Raw genomic sequence first — 23,275 nt, forward strand, 5'->3', positions numbered from 1 at the left:
GTCAATACTTGAACTATGGATTTTGAACTTTGAACTCTTGACTATTCTGCCCAATCTTTCGCCCAAGCTAGAGTTTGATGTACCTGCTGGAGTGTCGGGGCTTCGCAGTACAGGCGTAAAACGGGTTCGGTACCGCTGAAACGAATCATTAACCAACTGTTGTCGGCTAGGCGGAACTTATAGCCGTCAATTGTTTGGCAATCAATGACTGCTTTTCCAGCTATTTCTGTTAAAGGTTGGGTTTGCAGTTGTTGCAAAAGACGCGATCGCACTTCCATACTGGAGAGGGGCAAATCGATGCGATCGTATGCGGAAGTGAAACCTGTTTGTTCTTGCAAGTGGCGATAATAGTCACCTAAATCCAGCCCAGATTCCACAATCGCTTCTAGTACATACAATGCCGACAGAAGTGCATCGCGTTCAGGAATGTGACTTCCGTAGCCAATTCCTCCTGACTCTTCGCCGCCCAGCAACACCTTTTGTTCTAACATTCTGTCAGCAATGTACTTGTAACCAACAGGTGTCTCAAACACTGACAGGTTGTGCAGTGCTGCTACGCGAGGCATTAAGTCAGAACCACTCACGGTTTTTACCACTTCACCCTGAAAGCCGCGCCTTAGGGTCAAGTGGTCGATTAATATAGGTATTAAGATTTGTGAACTGAGGAAGTTACCTTCTCCATCAACAGCGGCAATGCGATCGCTGTCCCCGTCAAAAACCAATCCCACCGCCAAACCTCCTGGATTGGTTTCTCGATGATGACCTATCACCTCAAATAACTGTGAGAGGTATTTAGGCAGTGGTTCGGGTGCGCCGCCACCAAATAAGGGGTCGCGGTTGCTATTGATTTCCTTGACTTCATTGCCAAGTAGCATCGCCAGTCCACCAGCAGCAGCGCCATGCATAACATCAGCAAATACCGTGAGTTTGCCTGCGGCTAGGGCATTGCGAATTTTCGCTATATTGACTTTACCTTCTAGTGCTTCACAATAACTGCGCCAGGGGTTAAACTTCTGTATGTTGTTTGGCGTTGATTCAGGTGGCGCAGATTCAGCAGTTAACAGTTCTTCTATTTGTTTGGTGACTTCTGGCGGTACGGAACCACCAAAAGCGCCTTTAACTTTTAATCCCAAATATTTACCTGGATTATGACTAGCGGTTATCACTAGTGCGCCCAAGGCATTTTGTTGCTTCGCAGCCCAACTAAAAGCTGGGGTTGGGGCATAATTATCCGTCAGCAGCACATCAAATCCAGCAGCGGAGACAACATCGGCGACTTTACTGGCAAACTCTTCTGCCATAAAGCGTCGGTCGTGTCCCACAATTATTTTACGGTTGCCTACTTCTTGTCCGTATGTATCAAGTAACACTTTTGCGGCAAGTGGCGCAACTATGGCTACACGCTCAAAGGTGAACTCATCGCCAATTACGCCCCGCCAGCCGTCCGTACCAAATTTGATTGTATTAGCTGTAACTGGCATCGAGGTATCCCAACTTCCTAACTGAGGATTCTAGCATTCACACTGGGCACCCGGTAGAAGAGACATCTTGTATAAAGACTATAGCAGTAATAGGTGGCTATAAGTTACATATGAGGAAGCGAATATCTTTGCCTACTCATTCTAAGTCTGCAAACTTATCTGTTGCCTCAATTAAGGCAGTGCGAATTCCTGGTTCACTCATCGAATGTCCAGCATCAGGGATAACAACAAATTCTGCTTGCTCCCAAGCACGATGTAATTCCCATGCTGATATCATCGGACAAACTACATCATAACGTCCCTGAATAATCACAGCAGGAATGTGGCGGATGCGGTCAACATTTGAAAGTAATTGATTTTCTCGTTCAAAAAATCCCTTATTATTAAAATAATGACACTCAATGCGTGCAAATGCTTCTGCAAATTCAGTTTCACCAAACTTTTGCATAAGTTGTGTGTCTGGGAACAATCGACTTGTACGAGCTTCCCAAATTGACCAAGCACGCGCTGCTTCTAACCTAGTTTGTGAATCTGGACTAGTCAAACGTTTGTAATAAGCTGTCAGCAAATCCTCATGTTCATCTGTTGGAATTGGTTTTAAATATTCTTCCCAAGCGTCAGGAAAAATATAGCTAGCCCCCTCTTGGTAGAACCAGCGCAATTCTTTTTGTCTCAACATGAATATGCCACGTAGAATCAATCCCCTGCATCGGGAGGGATGGGTTTGACTGTAGGCTAATGATAGAGTACTACCCCAACTGCCCCCAAATACCACCCACTTTTCTATACCTAAATGCGATCGCAGCTTTTCAATGTCATTGACCAAATCCCAAGTGGTGTTTTCCCGCAGTTCTGCATGAGGTCTACTTTTACCACAACCGCGTTGGTCAAACATCACAAGACGCCATTTTTCTGGATTGAAATATTGTCGATAAAAGGGCGGACATCCACCACCAGGTCCTCCATGTAGCAAAACAATCGGCTTGCCCTTTGGGTTGCCTGATTCTTCAAAATGAATCGTATGGAGGTCAGAAACCTTTAAATTGCCTTCTTTGTAAGGTTCTATGGGTGGGTAAAGTTCTTGCATTTTCTTTATTTTAGCACCTTTCTTGGAAAATTGTATATCAAATTACATTAAGATGGGTTTGTTTTTGATAGTAACTCGTACGACTTATGCTGAACAGAAGGGCGATAAGCCTTTAGGCGATTGCGCGAACGCGCAATCGCACTCACGCTCAAGCCTGGCCATGCCCTCATAAAGGGTTTGCCTTGGGGAAATTGAGCGAGACTCTAGTTTCATCTGAGTTTCTATGTAAAGTCTAGGAAACAGAAGTATATAAGTTTCCGCAGACGTTAACTTTTTGCTATTGCACAATTAAAATACACAAACATTAAACCTCCTTAACAGGCATTCCCATTAAGGAGGTTTGACAGCAGCGAACCACTTTTACACCCTGAAACATCCCTAGAAATCATCCAGAAATTGACTAATGCGGCTGATGACTGGGTCAACCTCTTGAGGAGGAGTAGCCGCAGCATTCGCAGGAGTGGAAGTATTATTGATGACTTCTAGAACTGGTGCAGGTTGGGGGGTTGGAGGGGAACTGCTTGATCCATGGTTGACAATCATAGCCAGCTGTGCCACTTGTTGACTCAGTTGGAGCAGATGGTTTTCCATCTGATCCAACCGATGAGATTCCTTGGCAAAAAAACGTTCCTCAAGGTCAGCTATCTGACGTCGTAGTTCAGCGATTTGTTGTTCCACCCCCGGTGTTGCTGTTGCTGCTGGTGGTTTCGGGGTAGGTCGTACAGATTCCGGTACGCACAAAGATTGCCATAAAGCTTCTTTACACAGGTCACTGAAAGTCTTTTCAGGATCTTTCTCCAATTGACTTTCGACAAGAGCTAACAAGCTTTCGTCAGCTACCCCTGGGTTGAACGTAACCGATTTAACTACTTTTTTTGACCATTGGAACATCAGTTTTAAGCCCTAGAAGAGCGAGCGGACGATAACTGTGCCTCTCCATAAATGTATTGTCCCAAAGCATTTGCTTGCCGAGAGGGTGAAGCTAAATGGGCGTTAATTTTTGCTTCTTTAAGCAAGCGTTGAACATCTTCCCAGAAGAATTCTCCACCTCCTCCGGTCAGAACCACATCGGTAACGCGCTCTGGTAGCCATGCTAGCACACGGTTACAGATTTCGCGGGAAAACATTTCTATGAGATTGGGGAGAAAATCATCCAGATTGGTAGGCTTGCTAGCACCTCTGGGACGGTAAAAGCGATCGCCCTTGATTCGGTTTACTGCGGCAATTAGAGACAGAGACTGGCTATCTGCTCCCTCAATTTCGGCAGCAACCAATTCATAAAACTTGCTCATACCGAAATCTTCACTCTTAGAAGCACCTCGGGCGAAGCGGAAGTTATCAATCATCAAACAATCCGTGGTTTGATGTCCAATATCAACAATTGCCACAGATACTTTGGTAAAATCGGGCATTGCTGCCCCCTTTTTTGGTTGAGCCTCACACCATAACAAGCTGCCGTAGCCTTCAGGCATGACCCAAACCTTGGTAATGTTTAGCGATACGGGTTCACCGCGAAAGTTCATGACATGAGGACCATTCAGTTGGCTGATGATCTGTGCTTTTTCCTTTTCAAATTGCTCTTGGGAAAGGTAAGGCAGACCGAGGATCACTGAGATATCATCTTTGAGCTTAAAGTAGCCAGCGCAAGCCAAGACCTTTACCAGTGCGTCTTCGACCTTAGATTGACCTACACCTAAATTAGCCCCAAAATCTGCTGCGAGCTGACCAACGGCATATCCACTGCCTTGATACTCCAGCCACAGATCCATCAATGGGTCGGTTGCGCGGGCTTCAAAAACACCCCCACGCACCTGTTCCATCGACATTTCCTTCACGTTGGCGGAGACGAACGCCACATTATTAGGCTCGCGGCTAATACAAGTTTTTGTAGAAGTTCTACCTAAGTCAACACTGAGAATCTTTTTCCCCGAACTGTTACCAACTGGCTGATTGGGAGCAGCATTTATTGGAGTAGATGCCGAAACTCTATTCATTGGGATAGCAGCGGCGTTCATCGGGGTAGCGGCGGAAGGTTGGTCTGTCATGAAAGCTCCTAGTACTTAACTTAGCTTTAACAAGTTATCATGCCCATCTTACAAAAATGGGTGTATCAGAAAACCCTTGTTGCGTCAATATGTAGCCAGAAATATGCCAAGAATTACTGAGTAGTCGTTAAGCAATAGCAATACGGCATAAGTCTCGCTCTTTACCATCTCATGGTAAAGCGGGTGCGAGAGCCAGAGGGCTGGTAACGCTTGTTTTTAGGCAAAAAATGCTTGTTTTTCTGCGTTCGTTGGAGACAAGGATATTTTATCTTCTCCTGTTTTTTTGCTTACGCTTGATTACCCAGACAACAAATGCCAGGATCAGAACTGCCAGCACAATTTTAGATACAGGATCTAGGTACTTTTCCACTAGTTCATACTGACTACCCAACGCATATCCTGAGTATGTTAGCAAACCAACCCATACAGCGCTACCCAAAGTCGAGTAAATTAAAAATGGCAGCAAGTGCATATTGCTCATGCCTGCGGGAACGGAAATCAATGTGCGGACTCCCGGTACAAGGCGACCAATAAAAACTGCTTTGCTACCTTGCTGGTCAAACCAGCGCTTTGCCTTAGTAATATCTTTGCTAGATATAGTTAACCACTTACCGTATTTGTCAGCCCAAGTGTGCAAGCGCCTTTCACCGAATAATTTACCAGGATAGTACCAGATGAGTGCGCCTGCTACCGAACCCAACAGTCCTGCAAAAAATACACCTATGACATTGAGTTTAGCCCCTGGTAGATTTGATGTATATCCTGCCAAGGGCATTATCAGTTCTGAAGGAATGGGGGGAAATAGGTTTTCTAGAAACATCAGCAGAGCTATTCCCCAGTAGCCTAAGGAGTTAATAGTATTGGTTATCCATTCAAGCATCAAATTAATTCCTAAATTGACTGCATAAGTTTCGTTGCTAAGTTACAGTCATTGCTGTATTAAATAAGCATTATCCGATAGTTTTTGGCTACTTTTGTTAAAAAATACACTTTATAAAGGGAACAGGGAATAGGGAACAGGTTACAGGTCAGAGGTGACAAAGAGCTTTTATTCTCTTATCCCCTATTTCTTTTCTGTTTTTAGTCCCCTGTACCCCATCCCCTTACACTATGGGTGTCAATGATTGCACTCTTGTTGGTTCAGATTGCCAATCCAATGGGTTCCAAACACGGTCTTCTAGAGCCATTTGCTCGATTAAGCTTGCCAATCTTAGGGCTTTGAGCGCTTGTTCACCACCGACCGAAGGTTGATTTCCACCGCGTACGCAGTTAACAAAATGCTCCAATTCTGCACCTAGTTTGTCGGTGTTGCTTGTGTAAACTCTTTCAATCACACCATCCTGCCTGTACAAAGCTTGTCGGTAATCGTTGGTATGTCGGTGAATCAAAATTTCATCTCTTAGAAAATCTGCCTCAGTAAACGAGTCTTTACAATGGGCAACAATGCGGCGGATTTTGCAGTGAGTCACTTTACTGGCAGTCACAGTAGCGACAATACCATTGGCAAATCCCAAAGTCGCAGTCACATAATCTAAATAACCAGAGTCCAAAGTGCGATTACCACTAGCCGTTAACTTCACGACTGGTGCTGCGGCTAATTCCAAAAGTAGGTCAATGTCATGGATCATTAAATCCAAGACAACTGAGACATCGTTTGCCCGACTTGAATATGGACTCATGCGATGTGCCTCTAGGGCCAACACTTCTTCAGTTTTCAACACCTTGCTCAATTCTTGAAATGCTGGACTAAAGCGCTCTATATGACCCACTTGTAAAATACATCCAGTCTCGGCAGCAGCATTTACTAGCGATTCGGCTTCAGATATACTTGCTGCGATTGGCTTTTCAATCAGAACATGAATTCCCGCTAAAAGACAGTTGATTCCAACGGCATAATGCAGGCGGGTAGGGACAGCAACGCAAACTGCCTCTACATGAGGCAGCAAGTCGCAATAATCTTCAAAAAAGCGTACCTTGTGTTTACTGGCGGTTTCCAACCCTCGTTCGATATTAATATCTGCCACACCGACCAGTTCAACGTCTTTCATGGAACTCAGTACGCGGACGTGGTGCTGTCCCATATTACCCACTCCGATCACGCCTATGCGGATCGGTCGTGGATAGTTGCGCTGTGCTTGACCATTTTGTTCTCCTGCTGACATACTTCTATTTTTCACTCGTATTCTCTCCTCAACCACCAAATTAAGAGACGCTACGGTCGTTGGCTTTGATACTTAATTACCAATGACCATGCGTCTAAAACCATCCAGATGGTAACATAGAGGTTCTATTTATGAAGAATTTCAAAGTTTATTATGAGTTCCCGCCGTCTGGGTGGCTTTTATGCGCTTTGTTCAAATTAATGCTTTTTTACACTTAACAAAAACTATGAAAATTCTTTGTATTAGCTTTAACAAATAACTAAGACGTTACTGTTGTTCTTTTTGTTGCATAAAAAAAATCATTACCGGAAGCAAAATCTACACTGAGGTATAGGGTATGGGAAAAAAAGGGAACAGGTTACACACAACAGGAGATAGAGGATAGGAAAAAAACTATCACCTGTCATCTGTCACCTGCTCCCTATTCCCCATAACCTGTTCATCCAAATGATTCTGTTTAAATAAAAATACTTTGTATGAAAGCTGTCATTCTACTGTCTGGTGGGTTAGATTCTTCCACAGTTCTATACCAAGCGCTAGCCGATGGTTGTAAGTGCTATGCCATTTCCTTTGACTACCAACAGCGACATCGACGAGAGTTACACTCAGCGTTGGCGATCGCTCAGAAAGTTGAGGTGGTAGACCATCAAGTGGTAAAGTTTGATTTGAGGCAGTGGGGCGGTTCGGCACTTACGGATGATGCTATTGATTTACCCCAAAAGCGCCCCCTAGAGGAAATGTCTCAAAGTATCCCTGTCACCTATGTCCCTGCTCGCAATACCATCTTTTTAAGCTTTGCCCTTGCCTATGCCGAAACCATAGCCGCCGAACGTATTTACATAGGCGTTAACGCCTTAGATTACTCTGGGTATCCTGATTGTCGCCCGGATTATATCCAGGCAATGCAGGAAGTGTTTCGTTTAGGAACAAAACAGGGACGTGAAGAACAACCCATTTCCATTGTTACACCCCTGATTTATCTGAAAAAAACTGAAATTATCCAACTTGGCAATAAACTGGGAGTTCCTTGGGAGCTAACATGGTCCTGCTATGCAGGAGGCGATATTTCTTGCGGTGTTTGTGATTCTTGTCGCTTGCGTCTTGCCGCTTTTGCCGAACTAGGATTGAAAGATCCACTGGCTTATGCCAAGTAGGGGAAGTAGGGGAAGTAGAGGAAGTAGGAGGAGATAAATTAATATCTTTCTCTCCCTCCACTTTCTACTCCTCCAACCGTCGTATCTGAATTTGATGCAGGCGTGGTCCAGTGACTGACACAACAGTGAATTCTAGATTTTCATAGCGTAAAATTTCGTTAAGGGTGGGAACTTTCTGCAATTGGTAAAGTAAGAAGCCCCCTAAAGTTTGGTATTCTTTGTTTAAGGGCAAATTGAGATGCAAAATCTCATTGAGGTCTTCCAGGATAATCTGAGCCTGCACTAGAAATGTCTGCTCGTTTAAAATTTTAATGAGCAAATCGTTGGTACTGTCGGGTTCGCCTGGATCGCCAATGATTTGAGCGGTGACATCTTGGATTGTGACCAGTCCCACAGTACCACCAAATTCATCTACCACCATCACCATAGTTGGTTGCTCTTGCTGCATCATTAGCAAGAGTTCATTTAAGGGGGTATGTTCTGGCACAAACCTTGCGGGGCGCATCCAAGGCTGGATTTGTGTTTCTAACGTGAGTTTCCCCATAGCCAATGGTTTTGCCAAATCTTTGAAGTAAACAATACCACGAATATCGTCTAGAGAGTCTCCAATGACAGGGTAGCAAGAGTGACCTGTGGCTACTATTTCCTGGACAAAAGTCTGGAAGGTGGTGTTTTTTGCCAACGCTATAATGCTGGTACGGGGAACCATGACTGCTTGTACTGTCTCGTCTCCAAACTCAAAAACGTTTTTTAGCAGTTCTCGCTCTTCCGCCTGCAACCCAATGGATTCGCGTTCTGTGGAAATAATGAGTTGTAATTCTTCTGGTGTAACAGGTGGTCTCCAGCTTTGACCTGTGTATTCGATGCCAAAAAGTCGCAATAGCCAGCGAGTTGATTGATTGAGAACCCAAATAAAAGGGTTGAAAAATCTGACAGTTGCTTTGATCGATGGTCCTAAAAATCTTGCCAGCTCTTCTGAATAAAGCATAGCGAGTGATTTAGGACAAAGTTCTCCTAAAACGATTTGTAAATAGGCTATGAAAAAAAAGGCTATGGGGATTGATAGGGAATGAGCTATGACAGTACTCATCCCTCTAGGTAAAGGTAAAGATAGTAGCCCTGATTTCACGAGCACAACTATCGTACTTTCTCCAATCCATCCTAATGCCAAACTAGAAAGAGTAATGCCTAATTGAGTTGTTGATAATAATCGATCAATACTGTGTTGCAGCACTTCAACAGCGATCGCCTGAATGTCCCCAGCCTCCACCAGTTGATGGATGCGCGATCGCCGCACTGTCACCATAGAAAACTCTGCTGTCACAAAAAAGGCATTGATAGCAATCAGCAGGAGCACTGACAACAATCGCAGCCCCACGTCTGTCCAACTTAAGCTAGGAAAACCACTCACTGCCAAAGCTCGTGTAAAACTGATGCCCCCATTTTTGTTAGTTATTAGTTGTTGGTAAGCCAGTGCGCTCTTGGAGGTTCCCCGGAGTGTGCAAACTGGCGTAAGCCCTGCGGACAGCCACTCTCGGTGCGTAGCGTGTCCAGAGGATCTACCCGAAGGGATGTGTTACTAACGACTACCTACTAAGCACTAGCACTTACCTTTCTACAGGAATATTTGACACTTCTAGCCGTAGTTTTTGATCGGGATAATCTGTCAGGGCAAGTGAAATACGCTTGACATCATCAAGTAAAGCCGTAGGAATGCTCACCGTGCCAGAATAGGTCGGTCCATTTGCAGGCAATTCTGATGGTAAGCCATCTGTGCTAGCACTTAGGGTTCGTCCTTTGTTATCAGAGACATCCAAAAAACTATACAGGAAGCGTACAGAATCTTTGCCTTTGTTTTGCATTTTTACTTTTAGGAGCAAAGCACCACCAGAAAAGCGCGCAGATTGCACGGAAAGGCTGACACCCTCGCTTTCAGTGTTAATTGGAAATCCTTCTTGGGGCTTTTCTTCAGCCACTTGCAAGGGTTTTTCCTCTTGCTGGCGTTTGGTGCTATTTGTTTCCTCGTCCTCGTCGTCTTGCTTGGAGGATTTAGCCGCCTTCGTTTTGCCCTCAATTCGTGCCTTGACAATTTTCAGAATTTCATCCTCCCTAAGTAGAGCGATCCCTGTATGTTGCTCTTTAGCTGATTTACTGCTGGCGAATTTGGGTGTGGGACGAGCATCTGGTGCTGTAACACCTTTGAGTGCTGCACTTCCCAAAGTAAATCCCCAAAACGCACTTACAGAGCCAGCTCCCAACATCAGGATTAACAAAATCAGAGTCAGAAGTACAGTAGAATTTAGTTTCATTGCCGACACGCTATTGCACAAGAATGCTGGTCTATTCAAAAGTATCGAAGCTGTTTACTTCAATGCCTAGGGGAACTTAATCAATATTAGTCTGCACTATCGCGTCGTCGAACGATGTAGTAGAAAAATCTGGTATGGTACTATTAGATTGTCAAATTCTGTAGACTTGCGTTACAATTGAGTCTCGACCAGGGTTGGCCGAGCGGTTGAGGCAGCGAACTCATAATTCGCGTTAGGCAGGTTCAACTCCTGCACCCTGGATTAATTATGAAGACAAAAAAGAGAAGGAAGAAGAATAAATCCGATTTTATCTTGTTTTTTCTTCATTCTTCGTTTCTTTCACCTAGGTAGTGCTGTTTCAAATCGAAACTCTGTTCCAACTTTGAGTTTATCGGCATTCATCCGAGGAGACATCAGCAGTGATGCGCCGTAAGGATTTGGCAAATCTGGAGTACGAATGTAAGGATCGTTCCCAACCTGCTGATTGAGAACATCGCGATACACAGTGTTAACTAACTCAGCATCTCGCGCAATTTGATTTTCCGGAAATGAGTTGCGGAAAATAGAACCAGGTCCAAATATATCGTTAATTTGACTTTTAAAGGTCTGGCTACCATAGAAATTGGGGGCGTTTTTAAAAAAAGCGCGTTCAAACACCTCACTCGGTGTTTCATAATTGGGTGTTTCGGTTTGGGCTGCTGCAACAGCCGGAAAACTCATAATAGCTAGCAATACCAATAAACCACCTGTGGTTTTAAATTTTATACTCATATTCATTGCTCCTTAATATCTGGGCGAATCTTCACTTATCCTGGATTTCAGAACTTGTAAGAGTTCAACCTTTGGTTTAGCATAAATTTTTACCAGTTGTGATGACGTATCAAGCCGAAACCCTTACTCATTCTAGTGTCTGGACAGCGACTACTGATTTAGTAACCCTGCGCCAACACTTACTAGATTTATTTTGTCAACTGGCATATCAAGAAGGTGATTTTGTCCTCTCTTCCGGACAGCGTAGTTCTTACTATATCAACGGCAAGCAGGTAACACTCCATCCTCAAGGTGCGTTGGCAATTGGTCGTATTCTCCTATCACTGCTGCCATTAGAAACCCAAGCAGTGGCCGGTTTAACATTAGGAGCAGATCCGATTGTGAGCGCCGTAAGTGTGGTTTCTGCCTATGAAAACCGACCGATACCAGCACTGATTATTCGCAAAGAAGCCAAGGGACACGGAACGAAGGCATATATTGAAGGTCCCAGTTTGCCGGAAGGTGCAAAAGTGGTGGTTTTGGAAGATGTGGTCACAACCGGACAATCTGCCATGAAAGCAGTTGAAAGGTTAAGAGCAGCAAATTATACCATCAATCAAGTTATTGCACTAGTAGACCGCCAGCAAGGGGGAGCAGAGTTTTACCAACAAGCCGGGTTGCAGTTTGAGGCGCTGTTTCAAATTGAGGAGATTCAACAGCGATATCGACAAATAGGAACTGGGAAATAAGTAATAGAAATTGGCTTGTAGTAAGCGCTTAAGCGCTTACTACTAACCCATTACTCAATTCCTAACTGTGGGTTACCGCTTCCTTATCCTTTGCTAAGAACTTCTCCAGTTCTGTCAGCGCATCAGCATCAACTTTGGTTTGCATTGGGCAGAACTTGGGACCACACATCGAACAAAACTCAGCAGTTTTGTAAATGTCCGCTGGGAGAGTTTCGTCGTGATATTCCCTCGCTCTTTCGGGGTCGAGTGATAATTCAAACTGACGGTTCCAGTCGAAGTTGTAACGGGCGCTAGATAGTTCATCGTCTCTGTCTCTTGCGCCTGGGCGGTGCCTAGCAATATCTGCTGCGTGAGCTGCTATCTTGTAGGCAATCAAACCGTTACGTACATCTTCAGCATTGGGTAAGCCCAAGTGTTCTTTTGGTGTTACGTAACACAGCATAGCGGTACCGTACCAGCCAGCCATTGCTGCCCCAATTGCGGAAGTGATGTGGTCGTAACCAGGGGCGATGTCCGTCACCAATGGTCCCAGCACGTAGAAAGGTGCTTCAGAACACTCTTCCATCTGCTTTTTGACGTTGAACTCAATTTGATCCATCGGGACGTGTCCAGGACCTTCTACCATGACCTGTACGTCATGCTCCCAAGCTTTGCGGGTTAATTGTCCGAGAGTTTTCAGTTCAGCTAATTGTGCCTCATCAGAAGCATCATGGGTACAACCAGGACGCAGGGAATCACCGAAACTAAAGGAAACATCGTATTTCTTGAAAATTTCGATGATGTCGCGCAAGTGGGTATAAAGCGGGTTTTGCTTATGATGGTGTAGCATCCACCTTGCCAAAATGCCTCCACCACGAGACACAATGCCAGTGATGCGGCTTCTCACCAAAGGCAAATGCTCGATCAAAATTCCAGCGTGGATGGTTTGATAGCTTACTCCCTGCTGGGCGTGTTTTTCAATGACATGAAGAAAGTCATCCGGTGTTAGCTTTTCAATGTTGCCGTGGACGCTTTCTAAAGCTTGGTACACTGGCACAGTACCAATGGGAACGGGTGAAGCTTTGATAATGGCACTACGAATTTCATCCAAGTTACCGCCACCAGTGGACAAGTCCATCACGGTATCAGCGCCATACTTCACCGCCAGTTCCAGCTTTGCAACCTCTTCCTCAAGGTGGGAAGAGTTGGGACTCGCGCCGATATTAGCATTGACCTTACACTTGGAGGCGATACCAATACACATTGGCTCCAAGTTCGTGTGGTTCACGTTAGCAGGGATAATCATCCGTCCCCGCGCCACTTCGTCTCTAACTAACTCAACGGGAAGTTTTTCCCGTTGGGCGACGTAATGCATTTCTTCTGTGATGACACCCTGACGGGCATAGTGCATTTGAGTAACATTGCTCTGCCCACGCCGCTTGGCGACCCATTCTGTCCGCATATTTGCTTTCCTCGATAAACAGCTTCCCTCCGCTGGTATTACCCAGACTCAGGTGTTAAGGGTGTAATCTCAGCCTGCCCATACAGGCACCCCTAGCATGAAAATTGATTCTACCATTTTGCTTATGGCTAGAAGCAAGGAGTTGACAAATTTTGAGGTAAGTGTAGTGGTGGGGTTGGGTAACTAGAAATTGATGTCATAATATATAGACATAAGATGATTCATCGTACTATTAATAGCTGTATGGAAAATCAAACTGTTCGCACAACATTGACCATACCAGCTGAGTTATTGGAAGCAACCGACCGCGCTGTCAGGGAAGGAAAAGCTAAAAGTCGCAATGAGTTTGTTGCTCGTGCATTGCGCTATGAACTGGCTGTTCAAATGACTAAATGACTTATCGATACATTTTGTTTTACAAACCCTACGGTGTCCTGAGCCAGTTTACAAAAGACACTCCCACTCACAGCACCCTAAAAGACTATATCGAAGTTCCCGATGTGTATCCTGTGGGTCGTTTGGACTGGGACAGTGAGGGGTTACTGCTGTTGACGAACCACGGGCAATTGCAACATCGCCTCTGTGCTCCTCGCTTTGGACATGAACGGACTTACTGGGTGCAGGTAGAACGAATTCCTGATACTGCGGCTTTGACCCAGCTACAAGAAGGTGTGATGATTCAAGATTACTGCACTCGACCAGCAAAGGTGCGGTTATTATCAGCCGAACCAGCTTTACCGGAACGAGATCCGCCAATTAGATTCCGTAAAAATGTGCCGACAGCGTGGTTGGAAATGACTTTGACAGAGGGCAAAAATCGTCAGGTACGTCGAATGACGGCGGCTGTGGGATTTCCGACTTTGCGGCTAGTCAGGGTGAGTATAGCTCATCTATATTTAGATAGTCTGCAACTAGGTCAATGGCGTGATTTGACCTCTAATGAACTCCAATTGTTACTCAATTTAGCTTTTGCAGGGAACTCACGAAATTCCCAAAGGCGAAGCTGAACTACCACGTATTTTTGAAAAATTTTACCGCATTCCCAGTAATGACCCTTGGAGAAGGGCGGTACAGGATGAGGGCTCACACTGGTACAAAAACTGACAAAATATATAGGAGGAACAATTGAAGTTGAAAGTGGGTCAAATAAGACCTACTTTACTCTTCAACTCCCTCTGGTGCATGAGGGTTGATGGGAAAGATGGGAAAGATGAGGAGGGTCAGGAGGATGAGATAAATGTTACTTTTGCTACTTCCCAATCTCCCTGGTCTCCCTCATCTCCACAGTCCTTGAGTTTCTCAAACCTAAAGATATGTGTTGGAATATGCCACCTTAGCTAGTTTTAATGGCAATTTATTGTGAGGATATAGCTTGCCAATCTCTGAAATCTATAGTTAATATGCGTAAAAATTAAGACTGCCACCCAAATTCGCCAGAGGAACCACAATATTTTGTAGGTCTACTGTCGGCAGGTGCTAATAAATGTGGCACTTTTGGATTGTAGTGGCTAGAAGCACCTTTCCAAGGGAATTAAGGAACTTCCACAATGCTGATTTGCCCTCAGTGTCAATTTGAAAACCCCAATACCAACAAATTCTGTCAAAACTGTGGCGCGTCTCTGACCCAAAAGGTCTGTCCAGAGTGCGGTACTGATGTGGATTTGAATGCACAACAATGTGATAACTGTGGCGCAGAATGCGGAACGGTTTTGTGGGCAATTATTACTAAGGAAGGGACTTTTGCGGCTGGGGAAGCTCTGGAAGTAGGGGAAGTAGGGGAGGCATTGGAAGTAGGGGAAGTAGGGGAAGTAGGGGAAGAAATAACTGCTTCATCTCCCTCCACTCCCTCCACTCCCTCATCTCCCAAAGCTTCACCTCTCCCAGTAGGCTCCTACTTAGACCCACAAAAACGTTATCAACTGCTAGAACCGCTACCAGCCTTAGGAGAAATCTCTGCTAACACTGAGGTGTACATTAAGGTTCTAGACTGCCAACCATACCAAGTCTCGCCCCTTGCGGTTATGCTGGAAAATCAGCAAAAGGGGCTAGCAACGCCATCAGTGGGGGCTACTAAAATTCCCAGTCTCGCTAAACCTTATATTGCCTTGCAATCCTGGTGCCATTTGGGAATACCGCAAATTCACGATACATGGCAGCAGGATGAAATACAGGTGGTACTTATTGAAGACCGCTCAAATTGGCAGGAATTACTCGATTTTTGGCGAGAAGACACCACAAGTTCGTTACAAATTGTACACTTCTTTTACCAAATGACTCAACTCTGGGCAGTGCTGGAAACAGTGAACTGTCGTCAAAGTCTGTTGGAGTTGTCGAATCTGCGACTGGATGAAGACCAGTCATTAGCACTACAGAGATTGTATGTAGAATTACTGGATAACCCACCAACGGATCACTTGTCAGAAGATGCAGATGCAACGCCACCTCGTACGGAAGCGCAGCCCTTCACAGTCCAAGCTCTAGGGAGGGTTTGGCAAGCACTTTTTAGACAGTCCCAACGCACTCAATTTGGTTCTATATTGCATCTAATGGGAGAGTTGGAACTAGGAAAGATACAGACGATAGTGCAGTTGCAATCATACTTGGAAGCTATAGCCTCTGAATTCCAAGGCAATCCCACAAATATTCCCATCACCCCAGCAATGTCGAAGAGTACCGCTGTGCCCAATATCTTGCAATTAGATGAGGACGAGGATGAGACTGAATTGAAAAGCGATGATATGCCCACGGTTGTTCTGCCTATGCAGTTAGTGAGCCTGGAAAATGCAGGACTGACCGATGTAGGACGTCAACGTGACCATAACGAAGACTACTTTGGGATTGAAACAAAAATTTACAAGCTAGAATTGCCCAACAACCGTGCTTTGCAAGCACGTGGTCTATATGTTCTGTGCGATGGAATGGGCGGACACGCTGGCGGCGAGGTGGCTAGTGCTTTAGCTGTTAACTCTTTGCGGCAGTATTTTCAAACTCACTGGGCTTCTAACCAACTGCCAACAGAAGATGTTATCCGCTCTGCGGTGCGCCAAGCTAACCAAGCAATTTTCGATCTCAATCAACAAGATGCCCGTTCTGGCATTGGGCGCATGGGTACTACCCTAGTTATGGTTTTAATCCAAGACACTCAGGTAGCGGTAGCTCATGTGGGAGATAGTCGTCTGTACCGCTTAACTCGCAAAAGAGGACTAGAACAAATCACGGTAGACCATGAAGTTGGTCAACGGGAAATTTCCCGAGGAGTGCAACCAAGTCTTGCATACTCCCGTCCTGATGCTTACCAACTTACTCAAGCCCTTGGTCCTCGGGATGAACACTTGATCATTCCCGATGTACAGTTTTTTGAGATAAATGAAGATACCCTTTTTGTTCTTGCTTCGGATGGTTTGTCAGATAATGATTTGCTAACAATTCATTGGCAGACTTACTTAGCGCCTCTGCTTAGTGCTAGCGCTAGTTTGGAAAGTGGGGTTCGAGGCTTAATTGATTTGGCAAACCATTACAATGGTCATGACAATATTACTGCTGTCGTTATTCGGGCAAAAATGCGTCCGAATTTAGAACAACAGCAATGAATTTTGGATTAGGGATTTATTAAGGAGGATGAGGAGGATGAGGAGGATGAAAAAGTAAATGAACAATGGCTACACTGCCTTAACTCCCTCAACTTCCCCATCTATCCACTACTCCCCAATCAAAAATTGTCTATGGTCACGCTGACCCTGTTAGAACCGCAAAAAAAAACACCTCTCAAGGAGTGGCACTTTGAGGACGAGTCTGTTATTCGGATTGGTCGTTCAGCAGATAATGACGTTGTCTTAAATGATAGTTTGGTTTCACGACAGCATTTAGAGCTTAGACAAATCGGTTTTGATAAAAATGGCGGTTCTTGGCAGGTGATTAGTCAAGGCACAAATGGCACTTTTCTCAACGGCGTCTTGGTGACTCAGGGTTTGTTGCTAGATAACTCCCTGCTGCAACTGGCACAAGGAGGTCCATTGTTGAAATTCCAAATCGACCAGGAAACCATTAGACAGTCTTCTCCTTCTTCAGCGTCACCCTACAGTTGCACCCATGAAGGGAACTCACCTAACAATTTGTTTTGCATCTACTGCGGTCAACCCCTGTCGGTGATACAGACAATTCGTCAGTATCAGGTATTGCGAATTCTGGGACAGGGGGGTATGGGCACCACCTATCTCGCTTGGGATTGGCAAGGAAAAATTGCTGGACACCCGCAACTGCTGGTGTTGAAGCAGATGAATGCTGATATGGCAAAAATCGCCAAGGCACAAGAATTATTTGAAAGAGAAGCAAATACTCTTAAATGCCTAAGCCATCCGGGAGTTCCCAAGTATTACGACTTCTTTGTCGAAGGTGGGAAGAAATATTTGGCAATGGAATTAGTTCACGGACAGGATTTAGAAAAACTAATTTATTTAAAAGGACCAGTCACGCCAAGTCAAGGAATTAATTGGATGATTCAAACGTGCGATATTTTGGGCTATCTTCATAGCCAAGACCCACCCCTTATCCACCGCGATATTAAACCCGCTAACTTGATAGTGCGAAATTCTCATAATCGCATAGTGGTGCTGGATTTTGGGGCAGTGAAGGAGATTGGCACTGCGCCTGGAACCCGTATTGGCGCAGAGGGTTATTGTGCCCCCGAACAAGAACGAGGACAACCCCTAACTCAATCCGATTTATATGCCATTGGACCGACACTGATTTTTTTATTAACTGGCGAAAGCCCTTTTAAGTTCTATCGCCAGAGAGGGAGAAATTTTCGGTTTGAAGTGGGAAAGGTTCCCACCATAACTCCCCAATTACGAGAAGTCATTGACCGCGTCACAGAACCTCTGCCACGCGATCGCTATCAAACGGCTAAGGAATTAGCGGCGGCTTTGGCTGTATGTAAAGTATAGGGAATACGGGACAAAGTACAAGGTATATAAAAAAACTGTAACCTTTAACCTGTGCCCTACTCCCTATTCTTCATCCCAAGCTTCAACAGCTAGCAATTCGCTGACTGGATCTTGCATACTAAACCCAAAGTCTAGCAGTTCTTTTTTCCAGTATTGCCATTCATTGCCGAAAAGCAAAGCGATTTTCCAAATGCTATCTGTGGGCTTGATAATACTAGAATCTACGAGTGAACGGACATTACGCTGCAACTTCACCATCGGGTGAATTACTTGCTGCTTACTCATAACCTCGATTAAATTCAGATTTGGTTTGGTAAATACTTAATCAAAACTGCTTTCCGTTTTGAAATTTTTGCCGATGCGTAGAGCTTTTTACTTTGGTAAAGCAAGTCTTAACTTCTAAAGTATATCATAGCTTACTCAACTGAGTGACTATTAAATTCGCTTGTGTACGGTAATCCCCACCAAACGAGTTAAATTTTGCCCCCTACCAGTACTTGTTGTGGTCTGCTCTAAAACAACAGTCGCCCTGTCTTTTGCACAAATAACACGTTTTGGAGATATATGCAAAATGTTATTGGTTTTTTTCACCATCACCATAATGTATGCAAGTTTTAACAAACTTATTATGACTAAAGATTTTTTGAAGATTATTGTGAAAAGGTGAACTTTGCACTTAGCTAGAATTTTACACCCTATTTATAATGTCATATAGAATATCGCAAACATCTAGTCTTAGATAGAGGATAGGAAAAGTTTTATAAAAATTTAATGATTTAGTTGTGGACAAAAATCCTGAGAAAAAACACAGGAGCATCCCACTTTGGAAGAAATATATGGCGAATGGAATATGGGCTCTCGCGTTCGCGGCTAGACAAACCAAGTCCCTATGGCTGACGCCACGCCTGACGGCGAACGGGTGAGTCCGCAGGACTTATGGAGCTTTGTTTTTGTAGCCCCAGACTTCTAGTCTGTTAGCGTTAGCGCAGCGTGTCCCCTTAGAACTCAGGGGCACGAAGTACTGGCAATTTGCCTTCAGGGGATGCTTCCAAAAACACTCCTTAAGAGGGAAGGCAAAAAGAATTGTATGTAGCCAATTTTTTATCAAATCGCATAACTTCATCTGTAGCAAAATTGACACTAAAATACTAAGTTTTATGCTGTCTACTTGCTTTAGCTAGTCCATGACGGATGGCATAATTTAAGGTGATTTTATTTAAAATTTTTATTTTTATAAAAAATAAATCACAATTACAGATTTATAGTGAAAATTACGGCAACATTTGGCTTTTAAACCTGATGTGAACAATTCCTAGTCGAAATGATAGTTTCTGTGGAGGCGGTGGGTATCCTCGTAACGGGAGGGTCGCTGTTAGCTAAGTATTGACCACAGTAACCATTGAAACATGGATAGTTCTAGAGAAGAATATGTTATTGCCTACCGTAATAAAATTGAGCGGCGAAAGAGAATTTTAACCATAGTGTCGATTGTGTCATTTCTTGGTTCTGGGATGTTGGCAGTCGTTCCGACACTGCAACAGGCTATTCAAAATCCTCAACCAGTCACTGCGTCTGCTGATATTTCATTACAGCAACAGGCGCGGGGTTTCGAGATGGTTTTACAGCGTGAACCAGAGAACCAAGTGGCACTGGAGGGGTTAGTTAATGTACGGATACAGTTAAAGGATACTCAAGGTGCTGTTCCACTTCTAGAGAAGCTGGTGAAGTTACAGCCTGAACGCCAAGACTACAAAACTCTGTTAGAGCAGCTGAAGAAACAAGTGGGTAAGCGATAGGGTAAGGGCTACGGTAAGGGCGATCACAGAAAAACAATCAGCAGAAGTCTAATTAGGGTTATCTGAGTAAATTTCTTAGTAATAATTTATATCAATGGAAGTATATAAATGATGATTAATCGTTACGTAAATATAGGTATAGTTACATTTAATCGTTTAGAGTTTACTAAGCAGGCAATTGCATCTATTGTAAAATACACAAGTTTTCCTCATGTTATTACTGTTGTAGATAATGGCAGCCAGGACGGAACTCAAGAGTATCTTAAAAAACTTATTCAAACAGAAATAATAAAAAATATTGTCTTGCTTGAGCGAAATATTGGTGTTGCTAAAGCTTCAAATTTAGCTTGGTTACAAGAGCCGAATGCACTTTACTACCTGAAGTATGACAATGACATTGTTATTCAAAAAAATAATTGGCTTTTCACACTAGTATCAGTTATCGATGCAGTACCAGAGGTAGGAGTAATTGGCTATAATTTTGAACCAATTAGCTACCCATTACAAGTTGTTGGAAATCACCGAATTAGAATTAAAGAAGAAGGAAATATTGGAGGTGCCTGCTTTTTAATTCCTAAACGTACACAAGATATTTTAGGGTACTGGTGCGAGGAATATGGTCTTTATGGATTTGAAGATGTTGATTACAGTTTAAGAGTTAAACTGGCAGGACTACTCAATGCCTATATGGAAGATGAAAAAATCGGTATTCATTTACCTGCTGGTAGAGCCGCAAAAATAGATGGTGTAACTTGGCGTGCTAGTGATGGTGTAGAAGAGATTAAATACAAACAATATCGGAATTTTAAAGATTTAAAACTCAAAGATAATATTGTTAGTGGAATTGTCAACAAAAATTTTAATGAGTACATCCATAGAAAGCGAGCTTTGTACATTTCGACTAACTTATCTCCAATATCGTTTAATTTAGATGATCAAGCTATTTTTTCGGAATTTTCAAAGCAATTTACAACTGAAATTTATGTAGATAATGAGATTCAAGAACTGGCTGCTAAACTCTTGGCTTACATAGAACAGTACCAACAATATCCGAATAATAACGAAACAATTTTTAACTTTAGGCAAGCTCGGAAAAAAATTGCTGATAAATTGCTTTTTTTCCCAGAAAATCAACTTGAAAATGTATATCTAGGAGAAACAGGAAAGGCATTTAAAATGCTAATTAATAGTTCTATTAAAGATGAACCTTTAACAGATATTGAACAGAAATTCGTAGCAGACTTGTCCGTAAACATCTCTAAAGGATTTGACCAACCAAAGGTCTTTAAGTATTTGTTAGCATTAATGCTTTATCAGCATGCTGTTCAGCTACCTTTGGATTACAACATTGAATATATTCCTCAGTGGTTCCTTAACAACTATCTAAAATATATGCTTGAGTCTCCCCGCTTATTCCAAAAGGTGGGAGAAGCTGATAATTACTACCGCTATACGCAGCGCTTTGTAGATTACCTACATACTTCCATTTTTAGTAATCCTGACTTGGATGTATGGCAGAGAGTGGCCAATGAGTTGAGTCTAATTGCAAATTTCATTCCGCTGTATTTTAATGAGGAGAATCTTAAAGATATATATGTCAAACGTGCAGAAATTCTAGAATATGTGTTGAAACTAAATGGTTACACAATTGATTTTAAATTTGATGATAGACCTATAAATAGAAAAAAAATTCGGCTTGGTATTCTTGCAGCACATTTCATGCCAGCAGCAGAAACATTTGCTTACCTTCCTGTTTATGAGTATATAAGCAGAGATTTTGAAGTAATCTTGTACTCTCTCCAGAAAAGTGGTCATCCGCTGGAGCAATATTGCCAAAGTTGTGCAAACTCTTTTAAGCAGCTGCCACAAGATTTAGCAGCACAGGTAACTACAATTCGTGCTGATGATCTGGATATATTATTCATTGCTACTAATGTAACAGCTGTAACCAACCAAATCTGCCTCTTATCAATGCATCGGTTAGCTAGGATACAAGTTACTAGTGGCGGTTCGGTTGTGACAACTGGAATGCGGCACATTGATTATTACATTTCTGGTACGCTAACTGATCCATCAGCAACGGCAGAAGAGCACTATCGAGAAAAGTTGGTAAAACTGGAAGGAACTGCCCATTGCTTTAGTTATGGTACTGAAGAAGGAAAGGAAACTATCAAACTTGAGCGACAAAGTTTAGGAGCTTCCGACGATGCTGTCGTTTTTATCTCTGGTGCTAACTACTTCAAAATTATTCCTGAGCTAATTGATACATGGGCAAAAATCATTGCTGGAGTAGCTAATTCAGTTCTAGTACTGCTGCCATTTGGTCCGAATTGGTCAAACGCTTACCCTAAAAAAGCTTTTGTAAATCATCTCCATTTTATGTTTTCAAGGCATGAGGTAGAAGCTGAACGCTTAATGGTCTTAGATCCTCAACCAGTTCCGGATCGAGAGGATGTTAAGGAATACTTCAAAATTGCCGATGTCTATCTAGATTCTTATCCATTTGCAGGAACAACGTCGCTGATAGAACCACTACAGGTGAATCTGCCAGTTATTGCTAGACAGGGAACTTACTTTCGTTCTGCAATGGGAGCAGCAATATTGCAGGCATTGGATGTTCCTGGTTTGGTGGCGAATAGTGAAGAATCTTACATACAGTTAGCGATCGCACTCGGTATCGATCCTAAACTACGCCAACAAAAGAGCGCCCAAATCAAGGAAAAAATGCAAGGAAACCCTTGTTTTCTGGATAGTCGCTCTTACTCAGCTAAGATAGGAAGTTTATTCCAAGAACTTTTGAGCAATTATCTTGTAGAGACTCTAAGCCAAAATTTGCGCTTAGGGGATGTTAACCTGATTATTTTCCCTGACTGGAGTCAATCAGAAGAGTCAATAAGTTTTGACTTAGAACGAGTTTTCAAAACTCTTGCTACTCATCCTGATAGTCAAAATACTACTTTACTTATTAACATAAGTAACTTTTCTAGTGAAGATGCAGACCTTTTGCTATCCGCTGTGATGATGAATATCCTAATGAATGAAGATATGGATGTGACCGAGAAATTAGAAATTTCTTTGGTTAGTAAGTTGACAGATATAGAGTGGAAAGCTTTGCTACCTCGCATTAAAGCAAGAATTATTTTAGAACAGGAAAATACACAAGCAGTTACACAAGTCAAAGCAGAAAACTTACCATCTTACAATTTGGATAGCTTTTTAACATCTACGTCACATCTTGTACCTGGCGATTGAAATCGCAGTTCATATTGTACACAAACTAAACCCGCGCAGGCGGGTTTGAAAACCTTAATTTTTCGTTAGTCCACGTAGGCGGACTTCGCCTATATAGCTGCGTGCC

Annotated in this window: 18 protein-coding genes, 1 tRNA gene, 2 pseudogenes and 1 riboswitch; of the genes and pseudogenes, 10 read left to right on the forward strand and 11 right to left on the reverse strand. The window is 43.3% G+C overall.

Annotated elements, in window-relative coordinates:
- Window positions 1–41: 41 nt before the first annotated feature.
- The 6 genes from MAS10914_RS0119820 to MAS10914_RS0119845 form a co-directional block, all read right to left on the reverse strand.
- Window positions 42–1,481, reverse strand: coding sequence for a phosphoglucomutase/phosphomannomutase family protein (locus tag MAS10914_RS0119820; protein ID WP_017317690.1), 1,440 nt, complete (start codon window positions 1,479–1,481; stop codon window positions 42–44).
- Window positions 1,482–1,617: 136 nt separating this feature from the next.
- Window positions 1,618–2,568, reverse strand: a complete 951-nt coding sequence (gene pip / locus MAS10914_RS0119825; protein WP_017317691.1) for a prolyl aminopeptidase — start codon at window positions 2,566–2,568, stop codon at window positions 1,618–1,620.
- A gap of 378 nt (window positions 2,569–2,946) precedes the next feature.
- Window positions 2,947–3,459 (reverse strand): hypothetical protein, encoded by a 513-nt coding sequence (locus MAS10914_RS0119830; RefSeq protein WP_017317692.1) that lies wholly within the window; start codon window positions 3,457–3,459, stop codon window positions 2,947–2,949.
- Window positions 3,460–3,464: 5 nt separating this feature from the next.
- A complete protein-coding gene (locus MAS10914_RS0119835; protein ID WP_017317693.1) occupies window positions 3,465–4,613 on the reverse strand; it encodes a ParM/StbA family protein in 1,149 nt (382 codons plus the stop codon).
- A gap of 265 nt (window positions 4,614–4,878) precedes the next feature.
- A complete protein-coding gene (locus MAS10914_RS0119840) occupies window positions 4,879–5,493 on the reverse strand; it encodes a DedA family protein (protein WP_017317694.1) in 615 nt (204 codons plus the stop codon).
- A 223-nt stretch (window positions 5,494–5,716) separates the two neighbouring features.
- Window positions 5,717–6,796: a Gfo/Idh/MocA family protein gene (locus MAS10914_RS0119845; RefSeq protein WP_026082683.1), complete on the reverse strand. Its 1,080-nt coding sequence runs from the start codon at window positions 6,794–6,796 to the stop codon at window positions 5,717–5,719.
- Between the two features lie 455 nt (window positions 6,797–7,251).
- On the opposite strand from MAS10914_RS0119845, the gene queC reads away from it, so the two are divergent.
- Window positions 7,252–7,929 (forward strand): 7-cyano-7-deazaguanine synthase QueC, encoded by a 678-nt coding sequence (gene queC, locus MAS10914_RS0119850; RefSeq protein ID WP_017317696.1) that lies wholly within the window; start codon window positions 7,252–7,254, stop codon window positions 7,927–7,929.
- Window positions 7,930–7,993: 64 nt separating this feature from the next.
- Here the strand turns inward: queC and MAS10914_RS0119855 are convergent, their stop codons facing one another.
- Both MAS10914_RS0119855 and MAS10914_RS0119860 read right to left on the reverse strand, forming a co-directional pair.
- Window positions 7,994–9,340: a hemolysin family protein gene (locus MAS10914_RS0119855; protein WP_017317697.1), complete on the reverse strand. Its 1,347-nt coding sequence runs from the start codon at window positions 9,338–9,340 to the stop codon at window positions 7,994–7,996.
- A gap of 196 nt (window positions 9,341–9,536) precedes the next feature.
- Window positions 9,537–10,238 carry a hypothetical protein gene (locus tag MAS10914_RS0119860; RefSeq protein ID WP_017317698.1) on the reverse strand — a complete coding sequence of 234 codons (702 nt, stop codon included), beginning with the start codon at window positions 10,236–10,238 and terminating at the stop codon, window positions 9,537–9,539.
- A gap of 188 nt (window positions 10,239–10,426) precedes the next feature.
- Here MAS10914_RS0119860 and MAS10914_RS0119865 point away from each other — a divergent pair.
- Window positions 10,427–10,499: transfer RNA gene (locus MAS10914_RS0119865), tRNA-Ile, on the forward strand.
- A gap of 78 nt (window positions 10,500–10,577) precedes the next feature.
- Here the strand turns inward: MAS10914_RS0119865 and MAS10914_RS0119870 are convergent.
- Entirely contained in the window at window positions 10,578–11,009 is a 432-nt protein-coding gene (locus tag MAS10914_RS0119870; protein ID WP_017317699.1) for a hypothetical protein, read from the reverse strand.
- 101 nt (window positions 11,010–11,110) lie between these two features.
- Here MAS10914_RS0119870 and pyrE point away from each other — a divergent pair, with 101 nt between their 5' ends.
- A complete protein-coding gene (pyrE, locus tag MAS10914_RS0119875) occupies window positions 11,111–11,737 on the forward strand; it encodes an orotate phosphoribosyltransferase (protein WP_017317700.1) in 627 nt (208 codons plus the stop codon).
- 61 nt (window positions 11,738–11,798) lie between these two features.
- Here the strand turns inward: pyrE and thiC are convergent, their stop codons facing one another.
- The gene (gene thiC, locus MAS10914_RS0119880) at window positions 11,799–13,178 is read right to left on the reverse strand and encodes a phosphomethylpyrimidine synthase (protein WP_017317701.1); all 1,380 of its coding nucleotides are present in this window, start codon (window positions 13,176–13,178) and stop codon (window positions 11,799–11,801) included.
- Between the two features lie 7 nt (window positions 13,179–13,185).
- Window positions 13,186–13,282: riboswitch (TPP riboswitch) on the reverse strand.
- A 139-nt stretch (window positions 13,283–13,421) separates the two neighbouring features.
- On the opposite strand from thiC, the pseudogene MAS10914_RS33020 reads away from it, so the two are divergent.
- The 5 genes and pseudogenes from MAS10914_RS33020 to MAS10914_RS0119900 all read left to right on the forward strand — a co-directional run.
- A pseudogene (locus MAS10914_RS33020) lies at window positions 13,422–13,562 on the forward strand (ribbon-helix-helix domain-containing protein); the annotation flags it as partial.
- Between the two features lie 8 nt (window positions 13,563–13,570).
- Window positions 13,571–14,185, forward strand: a complete 615-nt coding sequence (locus tag MAS10914_RS0119890) for an rRNA large subunit pseudouridine synthase E (RefSeq protein ID WP_017317703.1) — start codon at window positions 13,571–13,573, stop codon at window positions 14,183–14,185.
- A pseudogene (locus tag MAS10914_RS35750) lies at window positions 14,163–14,371 on the forward strand (ATP-binding protein); the annotation flags it as partial. The gene MAS10914_RS0119890 and the pseudogene MAS10914_RS35750, both read left to right, overlap by 23 nt.
- Before the next feature lie 354 nt (window positions 14,372–14,725).
- Window positions 14,726–16,768 (forward strand): serine/threonine phosphatase, encoded by a 2,043-nt coding sequence (locus MAS10914_RS0119895; protein ID WP_017317704.1) that lies wholly within the window; start codon window positions 14,726–14,728, stop codon window positions 16,766–16,768.
- 132 nt (window positions 16,769–16,900) lie between these two features.
- Window positions 16,901–18,121, forward strand: coding sequence for an FHA domain-containing serine/threonine-protein kinase (locus MAS10914_RS0119900; RefSeq protein WP_017317705.1), 1,221 nt, complete (start codon window positions 16,901–16,903; stop codon window positions 18,119–18,121).
- Between the two features lie 63 nt (window positions 18,122–18,184).
- Here MAS10914_RS0119900 and MAS10914_RS0119905 read toward each other — a convergent pair whose 3' ends face one another.
- Window positions 18,185–18,406, reverse strand: coding sequence for a DUF4327 family protein (locus tag MAS10914_RS0119905; RefSeq protein WP_033365368.1), 222 nt, complete (start codon window positions 18,404–18,406; stop codon window positions 18,185–18,187).
- Window positions 18,407–19,527: 1,121 nt separating this feature from the next.
- On the opposite strand from MAS10914_RS0119905, the gene MAS10914_RS0119915 reads away from it, so the two are divergent.
- Complete coding sequence (locus MAS10914_RS0119915) at window positions 19,528–19,917, forward strand: tetratricopeptide repeat protein (RefSeq protein WP_017317708.1); 390 nt, start codon at window positions 19,528–19,530, stop codon at window positions 19,915–19,917.
- A 108-nt stretch (window positions 19,918–20,025) separates the two neighbouring features.
- Window positions 20,026–23,169: an O-linked N-acetylglucosamine transferase family protein gene (locus MAS10914_RS0119920; protein WP_017317709.1), complete on the forward strand. Its 3,144-nt coding sequence runs from the start codon at window positions 20,026–20,028 to the stop codon at window positions 23,167–23,169.
- The last annotated feature ends 106 nt before the right edge of the window (window positions 23,170–23,275 follow it).

Source organism: Mastigocladopsis repens PCC 10914 (assembly GCF_000315565.1).
GTDB classification, from domain to species: domain Bacteria; phylum Cyanobacteriota; class Cyanobacteriia; order Cyanobacteriales; family Nostocaceae; genus Mastigocladopsis; species Mastigocladopsis repens.